This window comes from Collinsella sp. TF09-1AT, from assembly GCF_003436895.1.
Classification (GTDB): Bacteria; Actinomycetota; Coriobacteriia; order Coriobacteriales; family Coriobacteriaceae; genus Collinsella.
In genome coordinates, this window is sequence record NZ_QSRC01000001.1 from 362,950 (window position 1) to 385,377 (window position 22,428).

At 60.1% G+C, this 22,428-nt stretch carries 16 protein-coding genes; 9 read left to right on the top strand and 7 right to left on the bottom strand.

Going from position 1 to position 22,428, the window contains the following annotated elements; all coding sequences use genetic code 11:
* The 3 genes from DXC90_RS01600 to DXC90_RS01610 all read left to right on the top strand — a co-directional run bounded on the left by DXC90_RS01600 (position 1) and on the right by DXC90_RS01610 (position 6,819).
* A complete protein-coding gene (locus DXC90_RS01600) occupies positions 1–1,764 on the top strand; it encodes an AarF/ABC1/UbiB kinase family protein (protein ID WP_117734461.1) in 1,764 nt (587 codons plus the stop codon).
* 431 nt (positions 1,765–2,195) lie between these two features.
* Complete coding sequence (locus DXC90_RS01605; protein ID WP_158550194.1) at positions 2,196–5,927, top strand: DUF4430 domain-containing protein; 3,732 nt, start codon at positions 2,196–2,198, stop codon at positions 5,925–5,927.
* The gene (locus DXC90_RS01610; RefSeq protein WP_117734463.1) at positions 5,917–6,819 is read left to right on the top strand and encodes a DUF4430 domain-containing protein; all 903 of its coding nucleotides are present in this window, start codon (positions 5,917–5,919) and stop codon (positions 6,817–6,819) included. Before DXC90_RS01605 ends, DXC90_RS01610 begins: the two co-directional genes overlap by 11 nt.
* Positions 6,820–6,978: 159 nt before the next feature.
* Here DXC90_RS01610 and DXC90_RS01615 read toward each other — a convergent pair whose 3' ends face one another.
* From DXC90_RS01615 to DXC90_RS01625, 3 genes are all read right to left on the bottom strand, one after another.
* A complete protein-coding gene (locus tag DXC90_RS01615) occupies positions 6,979–7,386 on the bottom strand; it encodes a GtrA family protein (RefSeq protein ID WP_022095123.1) in 408 nt (135 codons plus the stop codon).
* A 218-nt stretch (positions 7,387–7,604) separates the two neighbouring features.
* A complete protein-coding gene (locus DXC90_RS01620) occupies positions 7,605–8,000 on the bottom strand; it encodes a GtrA family protein (RefSeq protein ID WP_117734464.1) in 396 nt (131 codons plus the stop codon).
* 78 nt (positions 8,001–8,078) lie between these two features.
* The gene (locus DXC90_RS01625) at positions 8,079–9,995 is read right to left on the bottom strand and encodes a fructose-1,6-bisphosphatase (RefSeq protein ID WP_117734465.1); all 1,917 of its coding nucleotides are present in this window, start codon (positions 9,993–9,995) and stop codon (positions 8,079–8,081) included.
* Between the two features lie 318 nt (positions 9,996–10,313).
* Here DXC90_RS01625 and DXC90_RS01630 point away from each other — a divergent pair, with 318 nt between their 5' ends.
* Positions 10,314–11,204 (top strand): DegV family protein, encoded by an 891-nt coding sequence (locus tag DXC90_RS01630; RefSeq protein WP_117734466.1) that lies wholly within the window; start codon positions 10,314–10,316, stop codon positions 11,202–11,204.
* 80 nt (positions 11,205–11,284) lie between these two features.
* On the opposite strand, the gene DXC90_RS01635 is transcribed toward DXC90_RS01630, so the two are convergent.
* Entirely contained in the window at positions 11,285–12,376 is a 1,092-nt protein-coding gene (locus tag DXC90_RS01635; protein ID WP_117734467.1) for a hypothetical protein, read from the bottom strand.
* A gap of 193 nt (positions 12,377–12,569) precedes the next feature.
* Here DXC90_RS01635 and DXC90_RS09480 point away from each other — a divergent pair, with 193 nt between their 5' ends.
* Complete coding sequence (locus DXC90_RS09480; RefSeq protein WP_158550195.1) at positions 12,570–12,740, top strand: hypothetical protein; 171 nt, start codon at positions 12,570–12,572, stop codon at positions 12,738–12,740.
* 24 nt (positions 12,741–12,764) lie between these two features.
* Here the strand turns inward: DXC90_RS09480 and DXC90_RS01640 are convergent, their stop codons facing one another.
* Together DXC90_RS01640 and DXC90_RS01645 are read right to left on the bottom strand one after the other, a co-directional pair.
* Complete coding sequence (locus DXC90_RS01640) at positions 12,765–13,868, bottom strand: RsmB/NOP family class I SAM-dependent RNA methyltransferase (protein ID WP_117734468.1); 1,104 nt, start codon at positions 13,866–13,868, stop codon at positions 12,765–12,767.
* 150 nt (positions 13,869–14,018) lie between these two features.
* On the bottom strand, positions 14,019–16,169 hold the full coding sequence (locus tag DXC90_RS01645; protein ID WP_117734469.1) for a class I tRNA ligase family protein: 2,151 nt from the start codon (positions 16,167–16,169) through the stop codon (positions 14,019–14,021).
* A gap of 130 nt (positions 16,170–16,299) precedes the next feature.
* Here DXC90_RS01645 and DXC90_RS01650 point away from each other — a divergent pair, with 130 nt between their 5' ends.
* From DXC90_RS01650 to queA, 3 genes are all read left to right on the top strand, one after another.
* A complete protein-coding gene (locus DXC90_RS01650; protein WP_117734470.1) occupies positions 16,300–16,869 on the top strand; it encodes a DUF3267 domain-containing protein in 570 nt (189 codons plus the stop codon).
* A 132-nt stretch (positions 16,870–17,001) separates the two neighbouring features.
* The gene (locus DXC90_RS01655; RefSeq protein WP_117734471.1) at positions 17,002–17,574 is read left to right on the top strand and encodes an epoxyqueuosine reductase QueH; all 573 of its coding nucleotides are present in this window, start codon (positions 17,002–17,004) and stop codon (positions 17,572–17,574) included.
* A 72-nt stretch (positions 17,575–17,646) separates the two neighbouring features.
* Positions 17,647–18,858 (top strand): tRNA preQ1(34) S-adenosylmethionine ribosyltransferase-isomerase QueA, encoded by a 1,212-nt coding sequence (gene queA, locus DXC90_RS01660; protein WP_117734472.1) that lies wholly within the window; start codon positions 17,647–17,649, stop codon positions 18,856–18,858.
* A 254-nt stretch (positions 18,859–19,112) separates the two neighbouring features.
* Here queA and DXC90_RS01665 read toward each other — a convergent pair whose 3' ends face one another.
* On the bottom strand, positions 19,113–20,870 hold the full coding sequence (locus DXC90_RS01665) for a hypothetical protein (protein ID WP_117734473.1): 1,758 nt from the start codon (positions 20,868–20,870) through the stop codon (positions 19,113–19,115).
* A 294-nt stretch (positions 20,871–21,164) separates the two neighbouring features.
* Here DXC90_RS01665 and DXC90_RS01670 point away from each other — a divergent pair, with 294 nt between their 5' ends.
* Entirely contained in the window at positions 21,165–21,965 is an 801-nt protein-coding gene (locus DXC90_RS01670) for an SDR family NAD(P)-dependent oxidoreductase (protein ID WP_035137314.1), read from the top strand.
* Positions 21,966–22,428 lie beyond the last annotated feature (463 nt).

The following is a 22,428-nucleotide window of genomic DNA, read 5'->3' on the forward strand; positions in this document are numbered from 1 at the left end:
ATGGCAGATTCCACCACCGATTACAACAATCTAGATCCCTTGGGTGACGAGGCGGCGGTTGTCGATGAGGTCGATGCCGCCGTCTCGGGCGCTCGCAAGAAGCCGCGCGCTGTCGATATGGTCCCCGAGGAGCCCGAGGCGATGGCGCCGGATGAGGAATACCAGCTCACGCCGGCGGGTCGCCGCGAGCGCATCGGGCAGATTGTTCGCCTGGTCAAAAAGTACCGCGTGTGGGATAACCTCACGCCGGTTCGTTTGCGCCGCCTGCTCGAGGAACTCGGCCCCATGTTCGTTAAGATGGGGCAGATTCTGGCCAACCGGTCCGAGATTCTGCCGCAACGCTTTTGCGACGAGCTGCGTCGTCTGCGCTCTGACGTGGAGCCGGTGCCGTACGAGGTCGTACTCAGTTGTCTGGAAGAAGAATACGGCCTGCGCCTGGGGGAGATGTTCGATGCGATCGACCCAAATCCGCTTGGTAGCGCATCGCTCGCGCAGGTGCACCGCGCTCGTCTGGTGACGGGCGAGGACGTGGCCGTCAAGGTTCAGCGCCCAGGTGCGCAGCAGGTTATGGCACAGGACATCGATATCATCCGCTCGGTGGTGCGTATCGTTTCCAAGTTCGTCAACACCGATCAGTTTGTGGACCTGCACGGCGTGGTCGAGGAGCTGTGGACCTCGTTTCGCGAAGAGACCAACTTTTTGGCCGAGGCCAAAAACCTCAACGACTTCTACGAGTTCCACAAGAGCGTTCATGGCGTGACGTGCCCTAAATCCTATCTGGACCTGTGCACCGAGCACGTGGTGGTTATGGACTACGTCGACGGCATTTCGATCGCCGATCCTGAACGCTTGGTGGCCGAGGGCTATGACTTGGAAAAGATCGGTGCCGCGATTGTCGAGGACTACTCGACGCAGGTGCTCGATGACGGCTTTTTCCATGCCGACCCGCATGCGGGAAACATCATCCTCAAGGACGGCATCGTTTACTTTATCGACTTGGGCATGGTCGGGCGTATGTCGAGCCACGACCGCGGTATCGTCAAGGACATGATTTTCGCCGTGGCCGAGGGCGACGTGCCCAAGCTCAAGGATTCGCTTATGCGCTTTGCCGTGACGCGCGGCGATTCAGCCGAGCTCGATCATTCAGCGTTTTTGTCCGATCTTGACTTTATCGTGGCTGACTTTGCGGGCCTTGACCTGAAGGATCTGGATATCGGCGAGTTTTTGACCTCGCTGTTAAACCTCGCGCGTAAGAATGACGTTGAGCTGCCGAGCGTGGTGACGATGTTCGCGCGCGGCATGGTGACGCTCGAGGGTTTGCTGACCGAGTACATGCCCAACGTCAACATGATCCAGATCATCCAGACGCATATTAAAAACGAGAAAAGCACCTATGCGCGCGTGCGCGACATGGGGCGCGATCTTGCCGCGAGCAGCTATCGCGCGGCGAAGGGCTCACTCGAGGCGGCTGAGTACCTGGGGCTGGCTTCGCGCATGCTCACGCGCGGCCAGCTTAAGGTGAACACGCAGATCATGAGCAGCGATAAGGCGCTGCGACAGCTGGGTGGAATTATCGACCGCATGTCGATGGCAATTGTGATCGCCGGTCTGTTTATCGGTTCGTCGGTGGTGTACTACGCACGCATCGAGCCGGTTGTGTTTGGTATCCCGGTCATTGGCTTTATGGGCTACGTGAGCGCGCTGGTGCTGGCGCTTATGCTGGGCCGCAATATCTGGCTCAACAGTCACGGCGGCAAGCACTAGAGGCTGCGACTGTCACCGCATTTTCCTATCGCAAACAATAGCTTTTACCTTGGGCTTCGCCTGCGTGCGAGGCCCTTTTGCGTGATAGCATATTGACAGTAATAATAGATGGCCTAGATGGTGGTGCGGAGACGCACGAATGCGCGGTTTGCCTGCGCGTTTGGGAGAATCGGGGTGCAAGTCCCCGGCTGTACCAGTAACCGTAATTCCTCTTGGCTCGGGATGTTCGCGTCGCAGATCGGACGGCGCGCCTGAGCCGTTAAGGTTAAGTCGGATCGCCTCCCATCTTGCACGCGACCGCGGCTCATGCCGTCGGTGTGCATAGGGCTCTGGAGGGAAGGGGGACCCCGATGGGGGTACTCGAGCGCAACATGCGCGATGACGTGGGGCAGCCTCAAGGCAACGCTTCAAGTACAGACAATGGGGGACAAATGGATATGTTTGAGGACGAGCGCGAGCGCGCCTCGTTGCATCGCCGTGGCGCGATTGCACGCGGTGTAGCCAAGCGCGGCCTGGTGGCATTCCTGGCCTTCGCGATGGTCTTTGGCACCACGCCGGCTCAGCTGTGGGCCGAGGGCGCCGAGGGCATTGCCGAGGCTGTGGCTCAGGCTGCGACGCCGAGTGAGGGCGCGGGGGCCGCGGGCGGTACTGCCGACCAGGGCAAGGCCGAGGTTTCGGATTCCGGGAGCGCGCCTGCAGCTAGTGCCGCCACAACAGAGGCAGCAGCTGGCGACGAAGGCTCGGCGACGGGGGAGAGCCCTGCCACGAGCGAGCAGTCTTCGACGGCGCCCGCTGGCCAAGCAGGATCTGCCGCCGCGGCTGCCGTCCAGACAGAGAACCCGACAGAAACCGGCAATGTCGCCAAGAAGCAAGTCGAGGTCTCGTTCTCAATTATCGGCACCGATGCCGACGGCAAGGCTCGGACCTGGGTGGCGCCTACGCAGCTCAAGCTCGACGAGGGCGCGACGGCTGCGGATGCCTTCGTTAAGCTGCAGCAGAAGACGGGCTTTAAAGCGGATTACGAACCGAACACGGCATACGGTTTCTACCTCAAAAGCATCACGTCCCCGGCAGGTGACCGCACGCTTGCCTTCGATTCGGCGACTCATGCCTACTGGCAGCTGTTCGTCGACGGCGCGTCTTCCTCGGTTGGCGCGAGCAGCGTTAAGCTCACCCAGGGGCAGAAGATTGAGTTTGCCTATACGGCTGGTAGCGCGTCCCCTGTCGTTAAGGACCAGGTTGCCGCAAATGTGACCGTCATTGGTCGCGATGCCCGGGGCAAGACTCAGACCTGGGTCGACAACGCGCAGTATGTGGTGACGTCCGGCTCGAGCGCACTTGACCTTACGAAGGTCGCGCTCGAGGCGAATGGCATCGACGCCGTTGCTGCGGGCTCCTTCATTCTGAGTCTTAAGTACAACGGCGTTGAGCTGGGTACGCCGCTCGATTATTCGACCTATTGGCAGCTGTTCATCAACGGCAAGTCGAGCGACTACACGGCAGACAATGTCACCATTCATGCTGGCGATACCGTTACGTGGTTCTACGGTGGCTGGGGCGACCAGTTGCCCTCCGATTCTGTCCATGCTTCCGTTCAGGTCCTCGGTAAGGACAAGGACGGCAAGCAGCAGGTCTGGGCTTCGACGGGCCTGACGAGTCTCAAGGCGGGCTCTACTGCCAAGGACCTGTTGGAGCAGACTGGTCTTGAGCTTGTTACCAGAGAAGAGTCTTGGGGCTGGTACCTCAGCGGAATTAAATCGCCGCTTGACGATAAGACCTATGAGTATGATCCTGCGACCGGCAGTTATTGGCAGTTTTATGTAAATGGCAAGTTAAATGGCAAGTCCGCCACGGTCGGTGCCGGCAACTATGAACTCACAGAGGGTGACGCCGTCACCTTTATGTATGGTGCTGACGCCGATGCCCTTCCCGGTCAGGTTCTTGGGTCTGTCGATGTTATCGGCCCCGATGTCAACGGCAACAATACTCGCTGGGGCTCGGCAAGCAATGTTTCTTTGCCCGAAGGCTCTACTGCCCAGAACCTTGTTGAGGCGGTTCTGAAGGCCAAGCGCGTTACGTACAACGGCTCCCAGAGTGGTGAGTACTGGTTCCTCAATTCCATCAACTCGCCGTTCGATCACAAGCCGTATGCCTGGGATGCTGCGACCAAAAAATACTGGCACCTGTATATCAATGGAGAGTCCTCCTTACTCTGCGCCAACCAGATTACGCTCAAGAGCGGCGATAAGGTTACGCTTGCCTATACCACCGACGATTCGCCCATGCCCGATCCCGACAAGATTGTCGTGGATCCGAATGCGACGACTCCTGATTGGGATGCCGAGTGGGCCGGCTACGGCAACAGCGGCAACGGTACGTCCGTAACGGATGCCAAGACGCCTGCGCAGGCCGCCTGTCTTAAGTGGGCCTTCGATTGGAAGGCCGAGTCTGGTCAGCAGTATGCCAACTGCAGCGAGCCTGTCATCGCTAACGGCTTTGTGTACATCGCGACCGAGAACGAGCTCATTAAGATCGATTCGTCCACGGGCAAAAAGGTTGCCTCTGCGCCGCTTGCCTCCAAGGTGAGCTATACCTCTCGTCCGATCTATACCAATGGCCTTATCATCGTTCCGCTCAACGGCGGTGCGGTCCAGGCGATTACTGCAGACAAGCTGATCTGCAAGTGGCTGACGCCTGGTTTGACGGACTTGACGCAGAGCTCCTGCACCGTCGTTTCGGACGGCGAGTACGTCTATGTAGGCTCGGTCGATATTTCGTATGACGAGAATTACAACGCGACCTACGGCAACGGCTCCTTTGCGCGCATTAAGATTGCCACGGGCGAAGTTTCTTGGCAGAACATCGACCCTGCCGAGGGCTATTACTGGACTGGTGCGGCTTTGACGGACAAGTATGCCATCGTTCCTACGAGCGCGGGTACGCTTAAGTGCATTGATAAGACGACGGGCGATGTCGTTTCGACCATGAAGCTCAGCGCTGTCGCAAATGCCGATTGCATTGCCGATCCGTCCAATGGTTCGACCTTCTATCAGATGACGCACGACGGAAAGCTCCATGTGATTTCGCTTTCGGCGAAGGGCGTGCTGAGTGAACAGAATACGGTTGATCTGGGCCTTACGAATAATCTGAGCGCCCCTGCGGTGTCTGGTGACAATCTGATTGTCGGCGGACAGACGGCTACTGGCTCTGCTCTGGTTCTCTATAACCTGAAGACGGGTAAGACCACGATGGTCGCTGCTGCCGACGGCAAGGCGCTGCCGGCTGGCCTCAACGGTATTGCTGCTACTCCGCTGGTGAGCGTTCGGGGCGGCAAGACCTATGTGTACTTCACTGTTAACAGCGCGGATAGCAAGGATTACGTCAACTACTCTGCTGGTGGTGGCGTGTATCGCTATACGCTCGGCGATGCAGAGGCGACGCAGATTTATGATGCAGCTGGCCATTACCAGCACTGCGACTCTCCGGTCATTGCCGATGCATCTGGCAACCTGTACTACATCAATGATTCGGGCACGTTGTTTAAGCTTGGAGCTGTCGAGTCTTGGACGGTTGCCTTTAATTCCAACGGCGGGTCTGTTTGCGATACTAAGTTTGTTGCTACGGCCGATGGCAAGCTGGTCAAGCCGGCCGATCCGACGCGCGACGGCTACACTTTCGGCGGTTGGTATGCCGATGAGGCTTGCATGCAGGCGTATGACTTTAGCACGCCGGTGACGGCCGACCTGACGCTGTATGCCAAGTGGACAAAGAATGCCACCAACCCTGGCGGTAATGGCGGCGCTGGTTCCAATGGCGGCAGCGGTTCTGGTACCGGTACTGGTTCCGGCGCTGGCGCTGGCGCGGGTTCTGGCTCCGGCTCGAAGGGCGGCGCTATCGCCCCGGGTCATAAGCCGACGACCAAGACGACGGTGTCGACCAAGACCGAGACCAAGGACAACAAGTCCGACAAGAAGTCCGATTCCAAGTCCGATACGGGTGCTGTTTCCACGACCACTGCTAAGAAGTCCTCTAGTGCTTCCGAGCAGGAGACTGGCACCAATCCGCTCGCCATCGTTGGCATCGCCGCCGGCGTGATTGGCCTCGCGCTCATCGCCGTCTTCGTGCTGACCAAGCGCGGCAAGGGTGACGGTAATGCCCGATAAGCCCAAGGAGACCAGCGGGCAACAGCCCGACTCCTCGTTTATCCAGCTCGATGATCCAAAGCAAAAGGGCGCCGCTTCGGCGGCGTCCACCTCTCGTCGCAAGGCGCTCCTCGGCGTTCTGACTGCTGCATGCACCATTCTGATCGTCGTCTCGCTGGGTTTCGTCCATCCTTCCACAAGCGGTGCCTGGTCCATCGACTGGATCATTCAGACCGTGACGGGGGAGAGCGTCGTCACCAAGGACACCAAGGCGTCTGGCTCGACTACGACTTCGGGCGAGGCCAGTTCCAAGGATTCCAAGTCATCGAATGACGCAAAAGATGAGTTCAAGGGTTCGAACGACGGCAAGGACGATTCCGAGTCTTCGGACAAGGAATCGGACAAAAACTCGGATAGCAAGAAGTCCGAGGACCAGGACGGCAAGAAGTCTGGCGATAAATCCGCTGCCCAGAATACGGGAGCCGGCGATACTTCCAAGGTGTCTGGTGGTGCTTCTTCGGGCGGTGGCCAGTCGTCTAATGGAGCCTCATCCTCTAATGGTGGAAACGCCTCCTCGGGCGGCCAGAGCGGCTCGCAGGAGTCCAACTACGTTACGGTGACGGTTTCGGTCACATCAAGCGCCGTGGGCAATCCTGTGTCTTCTGGTGGCACCTTCACCTTTAACGAGGGCGCTACGGCCTACGATGCCCTGTGCGCGCTGGGCCTTTCTGTCAACGCACATGGCTCGTCGTACGGCACGTATGTCTCCGCGATTGGTGGTCTGGCCGAGAAACAGTACGGCGGTACGAGCGGCTGGATGTACTCCGTCAACGGTGCAACGCCTATGACGGCCTGCAGCAACTACGTTCTCTCCAACGGTGACAACGTGGTTTGGTATTACGTAACAGGCTAGGGGCCTCGACATAGCGCGCCAGACGGGCGGTTCGGACAAACATCCGGGCCGCCCGTTTTTCATGCGAATTGGACTGGGTTGCCGGGGACCTCGACAAATAAAAAACCGGTTGGAATAGGAATTCCAACCGGTTATACATTCAAGCAAATAGTGAATCGACTACGACCGTGCGCCCTCAAGGAAGAAGCGACGGCTAAAGTAGTTGTACCAGGTGACGAGGAACGTTGCGATGGCCTTCATAGCCTGGTAGCCGATGCTCAAAAACGTGACACCCACAAACATGTACAGGTCGTTGAGGCCCAGACCGATCACCGACAGGATGGTGAAGATCGTGAACTCGCGCTTGCGGCTCATGCCCTCGCGATGGTCGAACACGTACTTCATGCTGAGCCAGTAGTTGACCACGACGGACGTGATGAACGAAACCGTGGTGCTCATCAAAAAGTCGAGGTGGAAAAGCTCGACGAGCGCAATGAGCATACCCCAGTCGATGCCAAAGGAGATAAGACCCACGACAGCGAACTTGAGGAACTGCTTGGTATGAGGTTGTGCCAGCGCCTTGCGCACGTAATCACATCCAATGCGTTGATGAATCGAGCAGGGATACTTTAGAGCTTTTGCAAGGGAAACGTAAGGTCTTTGCCAAGAACTATACGAACTCGCCAAATTTTCAAGAGCTAATCCGCAAACGTTGAAAAATTGCCCGTAAACGAGCGGCGCCCACGGACGATACTGCGCTGAGTGCGCGTTGTCCGTGGGCGCCGTAATGCTGCAGGGGTGTGGAGCTATTTTGTCTCCTCGCCCTCCAGGAAGATCTTGCGCGTTACAAAGTTGTAGACCATGACCAGTGCGGTAGCGCAAATCTTGGCGATATTGGCCTCGAGGCCCAGACCGGCGTTGAGGGCCAGCACCATGCCGTCGTTGAGCGCCAGGCCAATAACGGACAGCACGACAAAGATGATGAACTCGCGGCGGCGGCTCATGCCCTCCTTGTGTGCAAACACGTACTTCATGCTCGCAACGTAGTTAAAGATGAGCGAGACGATAAAGCCGCTGGTGTTGGCGATCAGGATGTTAAGGCCCAGACCGTAGTGGAGCAGATTCATGATGCCAAAGTCGATGACGGTGGCAATGACGCCGACGACGCCAAACTTCATGATCTGCGCAAGGAGCTTTTGCATGGTACCTGCCTTAGGGTGGCGCCGCTGCGCCGCGGGGATGACAAACTCAGCAAGTTTAGCCAATCCCCGCAAGCGGGGCTAGGCGCGCTTCTCGATAGCACCGTTTCTATATGCATCGAGCAGTTGGCGTAGGTCCTGGATCTGGCTGCGGATCTTGGCGCCGGTATCGGTGTCGCTCACCATGCGGCGACGGTCGGCCTCGTCAAAGCGGTTGGTCTCGCTTTCGATATCGATGTTGCGGGTGAGCGCCTCGGCAACGGTGGTAAAGGCCTGGTGCGACTTGAGGCGGCATCCTCGCGAGCTCGAGATGAGCGTGTAGCCGGCGATGCCCGTTTTGGGATGGTAGGCGCGACAGAAACCGCCGTCGATGACCAGCAGCTTGCCGTTGGCGCGGATGGGCTGCTCGCCCTTGGTGGTTTTAACGGGCGTGTGGCCGTTGATGATGTGACCGGTCGGCGAACATGCCATGGGCGCGACACCAAACTCGCGCATGATGTCGTCGCAGACCGAGGGCGACTTGGTAAGCGTAAAGTACGGGTCCATCGGCTCGACCCAGGTGCTCTTATCGGCGATATAGGCGCGCTCAAAGGTACGCACCAGGCGTCCGCTGGCGGGCGAATTAAAGCCAATCCACAGGTACCACATCCAGTCGAGAGCATCGCGGTCGCCCACGCGCCAGGCGCGGCGGGCGATATGGTCGCAAAAATCAAAATAATCGCGGCCGGCGTGCCAGGTGCCCAGACAGTTCATGCTGCCAAAGGTGCCGTCTTCGTTGAGCGGTACGCAGCCGTGGAACAGCAGATTCCCGTTGGCGACCTTGTACATCGAGCCGTGGGAATAGAGGAAATCGATATGGCGATGCAGGTGATCGGCGGTGACAAACTCGGACACGAGCTTGTCGATGATGTGCTGCTCTTGGGGCGTGAGCGAATAGGGGTCCGCCGGGTCGACGGTGGGGAAGTCATTGGTCGTGAGCTGCCATACGCTGCCGTCGGCGAGCGTGACCGTGCCGGTGTCGTGATCGATCTTGTCGAGCAGCAGGCGGTCGACCATATCGAACTCGGGGTGGCGCTGGATAATCTGACCCTCGAGCTTAAAGAGCAGCACATTGATGGCTTTGATGAGCGGGCTGATGGACTCGTCGGCGGTATAGGTGGCGTCGGCGAAGGCGACGAGCTCACGCAGCGAGATGCCGTAGTCGTTCTCGAGGATTTCGTAGTTGTCGTAGCGCAGGTTGTTGCGCAGCACCGTGGCGATGCAGGCGGGCTCGCCGGCTGCGGCGCCCATCCACAGCAGGTCGTGGTTGCCCCACTGGATGTCGAGTGAATGGTAGGTGAGCAGGCGGTCCATAATCTTGGCAGCGCCGCCGCCACGGTCGAAGATATCGCCCACCAGGTGCAGGTGGTCGACAGCCAGGCGCTTGATGAGCGAGGCAAGCGACTCGATAAAGTCGTCGGCGCTGGCGGTCTCCAGGATGGACTCCACGATGCGCTCGTGATAGCGCACGCGATAGTTGTTCTCGTCCGGGTGCGTGTGCAACAACTCGTCGATGATATAGGCGTAATCGCGTGGGATGGCCTTACGCACCTTGGAGCGCGTATAGCGGCTCGAAAGCGAGCGAGCGACCATAATGAGCTGGTCGAGCATTGTCTTGTACCAGGTGGGGGAATCCTCGTGCTGGCTGCGGACCAGCTTGATCTTCTCGCGCGGGTAGTAGATGAGCGTGCACAGCTCACCCTTTTCGTCAAAGGAGAGCGTTTCGCCAAAGATCTCGTCGACATGCTCGCGCACGACGCCCGAGCAGTTGTTGAGGATGTGCATAAAGGCTTCGTACTCGCCGTGCACGTCGCTCATAAAATGTTCGGTGCCCTTGGGTAGGTTGAGGATGGCCGAGAGGTTGATGATCTCGGTGAACGCGGATTGCTCGGTGGGGAACTGTCTCGACAGCAGGCGCAGATACTTAAAGTCTTGCGGATTGCGATCGAATGCGACCATGAAACACCTTCCGATGTGGTTGGTAAAACTGATAAACAGCGTCAAATGTTTATCAGTATGCGCCGCTTTTGTTTCGATTGGGGATAGGCGGCCGAATTGTTGGCCGAACGGTTTGATAAATCGATTTAGTTGAGGTAGATATGGCGGTTGGGTGGAGACGTAGGGTCGTTTTTACAGACGCATGCCGCTGGGGTCGATAGAGATGATGACGGTAAAGATGTTCACTACCTCTGGCTCTATTTGGTAAATAGTGAACATATGTACCGTATGTAGGCTCACTGTGCGATAATTTGCGCAGCAATGAGTAAGGAGCCTCATATGAGTGATTTTGTCCTGACCTGTGAATCTGCCGCCGACCGAACTCGGGAGTTCTTTGCGTCGCGCAATATCCCTGTCGTGTGTTTTCATTACGAGATCGACGATGTTGTCTATACGGACGATCTGTATCAGTCAATTACGCCGGACGAGTTTTTTGCCCAGATTGCCGCGGGTGCCATGCCCAAGACGTCTCAGGTGAGCGTGGGTGAGTATGAGGAGTTTTGGGAGCCGATTGTTGCCGAGGGTAAAGACGTGCTGCACCTGACGTTGTCGTCGGGTATTTCGGGCACGTATGGATCGGCCTGCGTTGCGGCACAGATGCTCGCGGATCGCTATCCTCAGGGCGGCAAGGTGCGCGTCATCGATTCGCTGGCGGCGTCTTCGGGCTTTGGCCTGTTGCTGGAATATGCCGCCGACGTGCGCGATAGCGGGGCTTCACTCGATGAGACGGCTGCCTGGATCGAGGAGCACAAGCTCAACCTGCACCACTGGTTCTTCTCGACCGATCTGTCGAGCTACCTGCGCGGCGGTCGCATTTCGGCTGCGAGCGCGATCATCGGCACGGCGCTTAAGATTTGCCCACTTATGACGGTCGATTGCGAAGGTAGGCTGTCGCCACGTGAAAAGATACGCACTAAGAAGCGCGCGATTTCCGAGATGGCTAAGACCATGTTGGCACACGTGCAGGACGGTGCGGATTATTCGGGTAAGTGCATCATGTCGCACTCGGCGTGCCGAGAGGATGCCGAGGCAGTTGCGGCTCTGATTGAGGAACAGGTTCCGCAGCTCAAAGGCAAGATTGAGATCAACAGTATCGGTGCTCTGATTGGTTCGCACACCGGGCCTGGTACGGTGGCGCTCTTCTTTATGGGCGACAAGCGCGTGGATTAATTTGCCCCATCACGTCGCCGCATGATTGCTCAAACGAAAACGGCCCGCCTTACGTTTGTGGGGCGGGCCAAGTTGTTTTGCTAGCGTTTCTTTCCGCGGAAGAAAAAGCCGTGTAGTGACGGCTTGAGGCCGCGGTTGGCGCGACGTTCCTCAACGCGCTCGTGGATCGAGGCGACGCGCTCGATGACCTCGTCGGGAATTGGCACGTCGGGATTCATATTCTCGACCTGACTGACCTCGGCGGCGGCGACCTGATCAATAATGGGTACATTTTCGCGCGAAATAACGGGCGTGGCGTCTTCTTTCATCTTGCGATAACGCTGCATCATGTCGGTCTGTAGCTGTTGTGCCGAAGGCGGCGTCCAGATGATGGCGTTGGCGCCGGCGGCGATGGTCTCGCGAATGCTTTCGGGCGTCTTGCCGCCCGGCGCGATGAGCGGCAGGTTGGGATAGTGCTCGCGCAGCTCGCGCAGGACCTGCGGCGTGTTCTTACCGGCTGCGATGTTGAGGATCTTGGCGCCGGCGCGCACTTTGGCGTGAGCATCGTCGTCGCAACGAACGACCGTGGCGATGACGGGGATGTCGGCGATGTTAGTGATGTGCTCGACCATCTCGGCGGTGGCGGGGGAGTTGACCACGCAGCCCGCCGCGCCCTGCATCTCGGAGACGGCTGCCATCTGCACGGAGCGCTTGCCGGTGGTGGTGCCACCGCCCACGCCTACAAAGACCGGGCACTCGGCGACGGTCAGCAGCGCCTGCGTAATGGCGGGCTGCGGCGTGAAAGGGTAGACCGCAAAGACAGCATCGGCATTGGAGTTGCGGATAACCGCGACATCGGTGGTGTAAATGAGTGACTTGATGCGGCGGCCAAAGAGCGTAAAGCCGCTGGCCTCCTCGATCTCATCGGGCATGCGGAGGGCCGCCTTGCGCAGACGCCCGTCGATGGGCAGCGGCTCCATGGGCAAAAGGCCATTGGGAGTTACGGCTACCTGGGGCTCGGTAAATTCGTCCGCAAGCTCAACCTCGGAAAAATCGACCGAGGCGACGATGTCCTCGTGAACCTCGGCGGGAACATCGATTGGGGCTTGGTCGTTTGTCGCGGTGGGCGTGTCGAAGGAGCTGGTGCCGACGAAGGCGTCGACGCGCTCGTTTAGATCGTTGAGGGTATCCATGGAGGCTCGATTCTATGTGATGACGGCCGGCAGGGTGCCGGCAGCACTGTGCTTGCTAAATCGTTTGACGAGTTGATTTTTCCCCGCCGCGTCATCCGTTAGACCGAAGGGCCGGCGAACGTGAAGGAGCTGTGGTGGCGGGAATCGAGGTGCTATCTTGAAAGTCCCGTATGCAAAAGAAAGGTGACGCGGTATGGAATTCTCGGCAATGTTGGGCTCGATTGGCCTGTGTGTGGGCGCAATCGTTGCCGCCGCGGTCATCTACTTTGTGGTCACGGCCATTAAGGGTAAAAGGGCCGAACGCAAGGAGCGCGCGATGCTTAAACAGCATCGCGACCAGCGGGGCAAACGCGCACGGAGATAGCTTGTTGAGTTTTGGATTCGTGCGCTAGCTGCGTTTTCGGATCAGGGCAATGTAGAAGCCCTCAAAGTCGCGGCTAGGCGGAATGGTGAGCGTGCCGGGCATACCGTTGGCGACGGACGAGACATGGCCGGCGGCGATGGCCTCGGTGAGAGCGTTGGACTCGATACGTGGCTCCTCACCAGCTTCCTGGGCGCGGCGTGCCTCACTTTCGCTTGGCGTGCCGTCGAGGGGGATGAGCTCGCAGTCCATATGCTTGTCGAGGGCCTCTTGCAGGGCATCCTCGTTTTCCTGCGGCAAGATCGAACAGGTTGAATAGACCAGCGTGCCACCCGGTTTGAGGGCCCCCAAGGCGCGGTCCAGAAGCGCGCGCTGCGAGCGGGCGCATTTGTTGAGCAACTGCTCGGTGAGGCCGCGTAGGCTCTTTTCGTTGTCGCTGATAACGGTGCCCGTGCCGGTGCAGGGGGCGTCGAGCAGGATACGGTCAAAGCGGAAGAACTCGTCAAGCTCGCGCGCGTCAATGCGCATGACAGGCACGTTTTTGGCGCCCTGACGATGGAGGTTAGATTCGAGCTTTTCGGCGCGGGGGATGCTCATCTCACAGGCGGTGAGGTGTGCCTGTCCCTGCGTGAGGGCGGCGATCTGCGTCGTCTTGCCGCCGGGGGCCGCACACATGTCCAGGATGTCCTCGCCTGCCTGGGCGCCCAGGACCAACGGCGGCATCATGGACGACAGGCTCTGCAGATAGATTTTGCCGTCGCGGTAGATGTCGAGGTCCCACAGATCGGATACCTGAGCCTCGGGCAGGATAAAGGCGTCTGGGTACCAGGCGACGGGGTTGTGGGCGATGCCGGCTGCGTCGAGCGCCGCAGCGATGTCCTCGGCTGTTGCCTTGAGCGTGTTGGCGCGCAGCGTGACCGGGCGTGCGGCTGCGGCGCCAAAGCCTTCGATCATGAGGTCGGCATCGGCGGGCGCATAGGCGCCGGCGACCGTGTCGACCATAAAGCGCGGCAGGTCGACGGCGGAGGGTTGGGCGGCAAGCTGGTCGGAAAGCTCGGTGGCAGCAAACTGCCTAAGCTTGAGCTCAGGCTTAACCTGCTTTTTCTGCTTACGACGACGCGGCTTGGACATCCGTCTTTCCTTCCTGTTCCACTCAAGTAGTCAATTTGGGACGGGGCTTTTTTAGCTATCCCGTCTGTTTTGGCAAGCGCTGCAGCCAAGGATGGGACGGGTAGCTAAAAAAGCCCCGTCCCAAATTGACTACTGCGCCTTGCCGGTTGTCTAGTACTGGCTCTCGTGCTTGCTGAAGAAGTCGAAGCGCGGGGGCAGCGGCTTCACGCGGTGCTCGCCGGGCTTCTCGCCCAGGCTCTCTACGAACTCGTCCGTGGAGGCAAAGATGTTATCCCAGCTAAAGAAGGCGACCGGGTCGACGTCGAAGTACTCGCAGATGAGCTCGCAGCCGGCCGGCACAATGCCGTGCATGAGGACGGTCGCCACGCGCAGCTCGGTAAAGGCGTCGATGAGGGCCTGCGTCATGGCGGCGTTGGCCTCGGCGCCCTCGAGCTTGTTGGCGGCCTTGGAGGCGTCGCTCCAGCGCTTGTTGGCGGCACGCAGGTAGTCGTCGCACACGGCGAGCGCGCGGTGTGTCTCGAACTTGTACATGGCCTGCTCAAAGGCAAGGGCGGCCTGCTCGGCAGCCTCGACCACGGCGGCAGAGGCCGCGCCGGCAGGAATGCAGCCGTTGCGATAGGGGCTCTCGTCGCCTTCCTTGACGGCAACGCCGTAGAAGCAGCTGCGGGCCAGGCGGTTGAACACGCCGGTCAGCAGCGCGCTCTCCTTAAGGGCCGGGTCGATAACGCGCTTGTCGTCGCAGGCGCGCACCTCGTTGCCGTCCTTGTCCTTGCCGGTCACGCGCGTGTCGTATGCCTTGGGGCTAAAGCTCACCGGCTTCTCGGACAGGCCGAGCGACAGCCAATGCGCGCGCATCTGCTCGCAGGTGTAGTGGTTGAGCAGATCGTCTGCCGGCGGGGGAGGCGTCTGCGAGGACGAGCTGGCCTTTTTGCCCATGTAGAGCAGGTGGTAGCAGGCACTGACGGTGCTCTGCGTGAGGTCCCAACCCAGGGCCTCCCACATGGCGGTCTGCGCGATGCAGTAGAAGTAGATGTTGTCCTGACCGATGAACTGGTAGATCTGAGCGTCGTCAGAGCACCACCAGTCGCGCCAGTCGAGCGAGCTGTGCTGGTAGGTGGGCACGGGGACCTGCGTGGAATCGGCGGCTGGCTCGCCCATGAGGGCGGCATCCTGGGCGGCAACGCCCTCGGTCACGCCGGCGGCTTTGGCATCGCGCGCGAGCACGGTACGCGTATAGCTGATGGGCGCCCACAGGCTCTCGGGCCAGCACCAGCAGGTGACGTCGGAGACGCCATCGACCTCGGGCACCGGAACGCCCCAGTCGATGTTGCCGGTGATGCGGAAGGGCACGAGCGCCTTGCCGCTGCGGAAGCGCACGCCACCGTTGGCGAGCACTGCGTGGGCATCGTCGCGCTCCTTCCAGCTGGGGAAGGTGACGGTAAAGCTGCTCTTGTTGCCCTCGGGCTCCAGCACGGTGTGCTCGGGAAGCTGATCCTCGACGGCATCGAAGGCCTCGCGGAACTTATTCTGAATGTAGAGCTGAGCCGGCAGCAGCCATTCCTCCATGGTCTTGGAGACCACGGAGCGAACCTGCGGGTTCTGGGCGAGCTTGGCGGTATAGGTCTTCATAAAGTCGAGGTAGGCCGGCAGGTCAAAGTAGAGGTTGTCGACCGGGCGCAGCTCGGGCACCTCGCCGGTGAGCTGGCTCTTGGGCGCGATGAGTTCCTCGGGCTCAAACTGGTGGCCCAGGTCGCACTCGTCGGCATAGGCCTTCTCGGACTTGCAGCCCTGAATGGGGCAGCGGCCGATCACCTGGCGGCCGTTGAGGAACGTGCCGGCCTTGGCGTCGTAGAACTGCAGCGTGGAGCGCTTGGAGATGGTGCCCTGCTCGTGCAGGCGCTCGATAATCTCGGCGGTAACCTCGTTGTGAATCTGCGCGGCAGGCTCAAGACCCGAGCCGCCGTAGATATCGCAGCTGATGTTGTAGTTGTTGAGGGTCGCGGCCTGGCGGGAGTGATTGGACTCGACGTACTCGGCGATGGACTTGTCGTAGCCTTCGTTCTCCTTGAGCTTGCGGTAGCTCTCCATGATGGGCGAGCCGTAGCAGTCGGTGCCCGAGGTGAAGATGACGTTCTCGCGGCCCAGGCGGTCGCGCAGGAAGCGGGCGAAGAAGTCGGCCGGGACAAAGACGCCGCCGACGTGGCCAAAGTGCAGGCCCTTGTTGCCGTAGGGCTCGCCAGCGGTAACGATGGCGCGGCGCGGCCAGCTGGGACGGTCGTTCATGGAGTATTTAGATGCCATGGGACTCCTTCGCATAGGTGAAAGCGCGGCTGGCGCAAGGCCTGGCGGCGCGGTGGTCAATTCGTGCATATCGTTCGACATTATCGCACATGCGGGTAGGTGCGTGGCAGGGGCGCTATCCTAAGATGCTATGAATGAGATTTCCAACATACATGCGTTTGAGGACGAGGATTTTCTGCACGCCTGCTTCGTGTGGGGGATGGCCGTGCTTGGCGTATTTGCCGTGTGCTTGGTGCCGGTGTTTATGCTGCTGGGCGGGCCTGCGGACTTGGATGCGGCTGAAGCGGGCGGCTGGACGGGAGTCGTGGGCTGGATAGTCGGCTTAGCTGCGGTTTCGGCGGCGGCATTTGCCGTGCACGAGCTGTTACACGCCGCGTTTTTTAAGCTGTTGGCGCCTGCGGGCGCGCATGTGACCTTTGGGGCGAATCGCGAGACGGCGATGATCTACGCCTGTGCCGAGGGCGTTGTGTATTCGCGCCGGCGCTACATTGCCATTTGCCTGGCGCCCACGGTGATCCTGACGGCGGCGTTTGCCTTGGGGTTAGCATTTTCGGGCTATCCGCTGCTGTGCTACCTGGCGGCTGGCCTGCATTTGTCGGGCTGTGTGGGCGACTGGTATTACGTGTGGACCATTTTGCGCGACCGCCGCATTGCCGCCTGCGAGGACACGTCCTTTGGCGTACGCTTTTTCGCAAAGTAGTCTTTTTGGGACGGGGCTATTTTGACTACTTTCCTGTTGATGCAGATATTTGGAACTGCTTTACATCAAAAGTAGTCAAAATTGCCCCGTCCCAAAAAGACTACCCTGGGCAAAGATTGGGAGGAGATGTCCATGAAGCCGTTGTTGCTGCATGCTTGCTGCGCGCCGTGCTCGCTTGAGCCGGTTCGCCTGCTGCGCGAGGAGGGGTTTGAGCCCACGATCTGCTGGACTAACCCCAATATTCAGCCGCACGATGAATGGCGGCGGCGTCTGGACGAGCTGCGCCGGTGGTGTGCCGACGGCGACATCGAGCTTATCGAGGCCGGAGAGGACCGTGAGCGCTGGGAGGCCGGCGTGGCCCCGCTGGGCGCCGATCGGCCCCGTCGCTGTCGCACGTGCTATGCCCTACGCCTGGCCGAGGCATGCCGTGTGGCTCAGGAGCGCGGGTTTGAATATGTAGGCACGACGCTCGCTGTCTCGCCCTATCAGCTGTTCGAAACGTGCAATGATGTGCTCGAGCGCCTGGCTGCCGCCCGCGGGCTCACGCCGGTGATTCGCGATTTTCGCCCGTATTATCCCGAGGCCACGCGTCGTTCGCGCGAGCTGGGCATGTATCGGCAGAACTACTGTGGCTGCCGCTTTTCGGCCGTCGAGGCGGCCATGGACCGCGCCCGCATCCGTGACGAGCGCAAAGCTTCCAAATAGTAGTTCTTTTGAGCTGGCAGCCTGCTAGGATGTAAGCGGACTTTAGCTATATAAGGAGAATCCGACGTGTCTATGCGTACTGATGATTTTGACTATAACCTGCCCGAAGAGCTCATCGCCCAGGCTCCTGCCGAGCCGCGTGACTCCTGCCGCCTGCTGGTGGTGAATCGCAAGGGATCTGAGGCGGGAACGCCGCTGGAGCACGGCGGTACCGTTGAGCACCGTATCTTCCGTGACATCATCGACTATATCGAGCCGGGCGACGTACTCGTCATCAATCAGACGCGCGTGATGCCGGCCCGTCTGATCGGTCGCAAGGCGGGCTCGGGCGGCGTGGTCGAGACGCTGCTGCTTAAGCGCCGCGAGGACGTGGATCCACTGGGTCACGTGTGGGAGTGCCTGGTTAAGCCTGGCAAGCGTCTGAAGCCCGGCGCTCAGATTGAGTATCGTGCCGGTGGCGCCCATGCGCCCGAGGGGGCTCCCGTGGTGCTGACGGCCGAGGTCGTCGACTTTGTTACCGATAGCCGCGGCGGACGCCTGGTGCGATTTGAGCCGGCCGGTTGCAATGCCGCCGGCGACCCGCGCACGCTCGACGAGGCCATCCATGCTGCCGGCCACGTGCCGCTGCCGCCCTACATTACCGATTACGAGGGCGATCCCGAGAAGTACCAGACCGTCTATGCCATGAAGGAGGAGCACTCGGCTGCCGCCCCCACGGCGGGCCTGCACTTTACCCCCGAGCTCATGGCTGCTATCGAGGCCAAGGGTGCGAAGTTCGCCGCTGTCGAGCTCGAGGTGGGCATCGATACCTTCCGTCTGGTGGAGGAGGACGACCCCATGCAGCACGTCATGCACACCGAGCGCTACCACGTGTCGCAGGAGGTTGTCGACGCCGTGCACAAGGCCAAGGCCGAGGGTCATCGTGTGATCGCCGTCGGCACCACCGCAGTGCGTTCGCTCGAAAGCGCCTTTGATGCGGATGCCCCGGTGTTCGATCCGGCTGTGACGGCGCGCTATTTTGAAGGCCGCGAGGACGGCGCCGACACGCTCGGCCGCGGTGACATCGTGGTGCGCGAGAATGCGACGACACAGCTCTACCTCATGCCCGGCTCGACCTATCACGTGGTCGACGCGCTGATCACGAACTTTCACGTGCCGCGCTCTACGCTCATGATGCTCGTGAGCGCGCTTGCCTCCCGCGACCAGATCATGGATGCCTACGCCGCCGCCATCGAGGAGCGTTACCGCTTCTTCAGCTTTGGCGACGCGATGCTCATTTGTTAGTTACGCGGTTCTACGAACCGCGTAACCACCTGACGCTGCCAAAGCATCGGCCTTGCCTTGGCTGTCAATGTGGCACTCATTGGGGACGTACTTAAATGAGTACCTGCGGAATGAGAGTGGATAATCTCCCGTTTTTGGCCCTTCTGCGGGCTCAAAGTGGGAGATTATCCACTCTCATCATTGATTAGTCGTTGGGGACGTTCTTGTTTGACTGGTCGTTTAAGAACGTCCCCAAAGACTACTTGGTGCCCTGCCTACTTGCTTGCGAACAGCCAGACTAGGATGATCACCAGGATTGCGGCGACGATGCAGACGATGGCGCCGGTGAATTTGATGCGGGAGTCGCGGGTACGTTCGCGCACCGCGTCCTCGGCGGCCTCGAGCTGGGCGACTTCTCGCTCGGTCTCGGCGTGCTCGGCTTTGTCTCGGGCCAAGGATCCTGCAAGCGACTCAGTGATCTCTGGGTGGTCGTGCACCTCGGTCGCCTGTTCGATGATCGACTGCGCATGTGCGGCATCTGCTTGGGCATTGGCGATGGTCTGCTCCTGGTCACGGCGTGCCTTGTCCTCGGCAGTGATCTTCTCGCGCAGCTCGCGCTGACGAGTCGCGGCGGCCGTTTTCGCCGTCTGCAGCTCGTCGCGCGCGGCATCGGCTTCGGTCGTCACGGCTTGGTGCGCGCGCTTTGCGTCGGCGATAGGGGCTTGAGCCTGCTCGACGGCCTGCTCGGCTGCGGCAAGCGAGTGCTCAAGGTCGGCGGTGATACGCGGGACATCTTCTTCGGCTTTACGCAGGGCATCTGCCGTGTCGGAGATCTGCATCGAGAGCTCGCTGGTGCGCACCGTATAGTTGGCGGGATTTGCCGAGGGATTGCGTTGCAGCTCGGCATACTCATGACGCAGCGTCTCGAGCTGGGCGCGCGTGGCGTCGACGGTTTGTTGTGCGGCCGCAATGCCGGCGTCTCGCTCGGTCTTCACCTTGTCGCGGATGCGCTTGGAATCCTCAAGACGTCGAACGAGGCGGTTGCCGGTCTCGCGCGAGCTCGCCTCGCGGGCCTCCACGGCGTCGAGCGCGGCCTTCAAGCGGAGTTCAGTCGCGTCATCCTCTGTCTTCATTTGTTCGAGCTGGCCCTTGAGCTCTGTCGCCTTGGCGGCGTGGGCATCACGGTCAATCTCAGCGGCCGCTGCAGTCTTTTGGGCCGTGGCAATCGCTTGGCGCTGGTCGGCGACGATCTGGTCGTAGCGGCCTGCGATATCCTGGCGCGTCTCGAGTTCCTCGGCCTGATCGGCAATGCGCTGCTCAAGTTCGGCCAAGTGGGCGCGGGCGTCGGAAAGTGCCTTTTTCGCGGCGTTCATCTCACGCATGGCCGAGGCGCCCTGGGCGATAAAGGTGCCCACGGCGTTCGCAGTGTTCGAGACAGCGGTCCCCAGATCGCGGCTCGCGGCAGGGGAATGCGGGGCGGTCGGGCGAGCGGTGTCGGCATCATCCGCATCGGCAGCCTGCGGCGCGGCGATATTGCCGGTACCGCCCTCGACCACAGAAAAGCCTGCTGCGTGCGGATCGACCGCGTCGGCGCCAATCGTGGGGTGCTCGAGCTGCAGAAACGAGGGCATGGTGCTGCCCTGGTCGGCGACCGGAGTCTCGCCGGGCACGAAGGTCGAGGCCGCCTCGGCGGCCTCCTCTTCCTCGGCGTCCACGTCGGCATCGGCGACGGCGTCTTTCATCGCTTTGACAGCATCCATCATGGAGTCCATGACGGCATCGAGCTCTTCTTCCGAAGACACCTCGATGGGGCCCGCCGCCTGTGGTGCGGGTCCCGTGTCGGGTTCGGCATGGCTCAGCTCCGGCTGCTCGCTTTCGTCATGCTCGACAGTATCGTCTGTGTCTGTTGCCTTGTCTGCACCGGCGTGCGCATCGGTGGAGACGTCGACGCAGGTAGGAGTATCGCAGTCGTCGACGGCGTCTGCTGAATCATCAATATGCTGTTGAGTCTGGGGGTCCAGCTCGTCTGTCATAGGCATGTGCTCCTCATCGTTGTTTGTCACCCTATGATAAAGTTTCGCGCCGACATCCCACGCGCCGCAGCAAAGTTTCAAAACGTGTTCGATGGCTCGATCTGATAACAATAACTCGGCCGCTTTATCCAGTTTTTACTTGACAATCCCTTCGCCGAACGACGTGGTGCCGTTCGCCTACCGCGGTCTTTTATTTTCGCTTGAACACGCTAAAGTTACATTCCAGCTTTTGGCGCGTGAATTTGGATGCGCGCAGTCGGCGGGCGTGTCCGCCGCGATTTGAAAGGACTTTATATGGGACTTTTCACTGGTAAGACCGTAATCGTCACCGGCGGCGGCAAGGCCACGCTTAAGGACGGCTCCGCTGGCTCCATCGGCTACGGCATCGATATCGCATTTGCCAAGGAGGGCGCAAACCTCGTCATTACCGGCCGCAACGTTGCCAAGCTCGAGGCCGCCAAGGAGTCTCTCGAGGCGGAGTACGGCGTCAAGGTGCTGCCTGTTCAGGCCGATGTCTCGGCTGGTCAGGACAACGAGGCCGTCGTGCAGAACGTTATCGACAAGGCGATTGAGGAGTTCGGTCGCATCGACGCCGTCGTCAACAACGCTCAGGCCAGCGCTTCGGGTGTGACCATCGCCGACCACACTATGGACCAGTTCAACCTGGCCATTTACTCTGGCCTGTATGCCACCTACCTGTACATGCAGAAGGCCTATCCGCACCTGAAGGAGACCAAGGGCTCCGTGGTCAACTTTGCCTCGGGCGCCGGCCTGTTTGGCAACTATGGCCAGTGCAGCTATGCTGCCGCCAAGGAGGGCATCCGCGGCCTGACCCGCGTCGCCGCCAATGAGTGGGGTCCCGACGGCATCAACGTCAACATCGTGTGCCCGCTTGCTTGGACCGCTGCGCTCGAGAACTTCCAGGATGCCTATCCCGAGGCGTTCAAGGCCAACGTCCACATGCCGCCGGCGGGCCACTACGGCGACGTCGAGAAGGAGATCGGCCGCGTGGTCGTTCAGCTCTGCGGCCCCGACTTTAAGTACATGAACGGCGAGACCGTCACCCTCGAGGGCGGCATGGGCCAGCGGCCGTAGGGTTACGCGGTTTTACCAAACTGCGTAACAGCTCGACGCTGCGCGGGCCGCATTTGGACAATCTGACGTTCAACTTCAAGGGCGCGACCAGAAGGTCAGCGCCCTTTCGTTTCACGTCACCTTGCCTCAAATGCGGCCCGCTCGCTGACTTATGCTCAACCTGCGGCGCCATTTTGCTTGAAGGCACCTTGCTCACTTTGGCGGGTTTTCGCTGGATGTAGTCGTTGGGGACGTTCTTAAATGACTAGTCGAAAGGGACGCTCTTGCCGGCACTTGGGGACAGTCCCTGAGTGCCGGCAGATTGGGGCACTCCTTTGTCAGGCTGCCCTGAAGACTGTCCCCAACAGCTAGTCGTTTAAGAACGTCCCCAACGACTAGTCGTTTAATGCACCAGTTTCTGTCGAGTCGGTGCTTCTTGCGGGTTGCCCGTATAATGGTTTGCGTATGAGCCGCAACCAAGGAG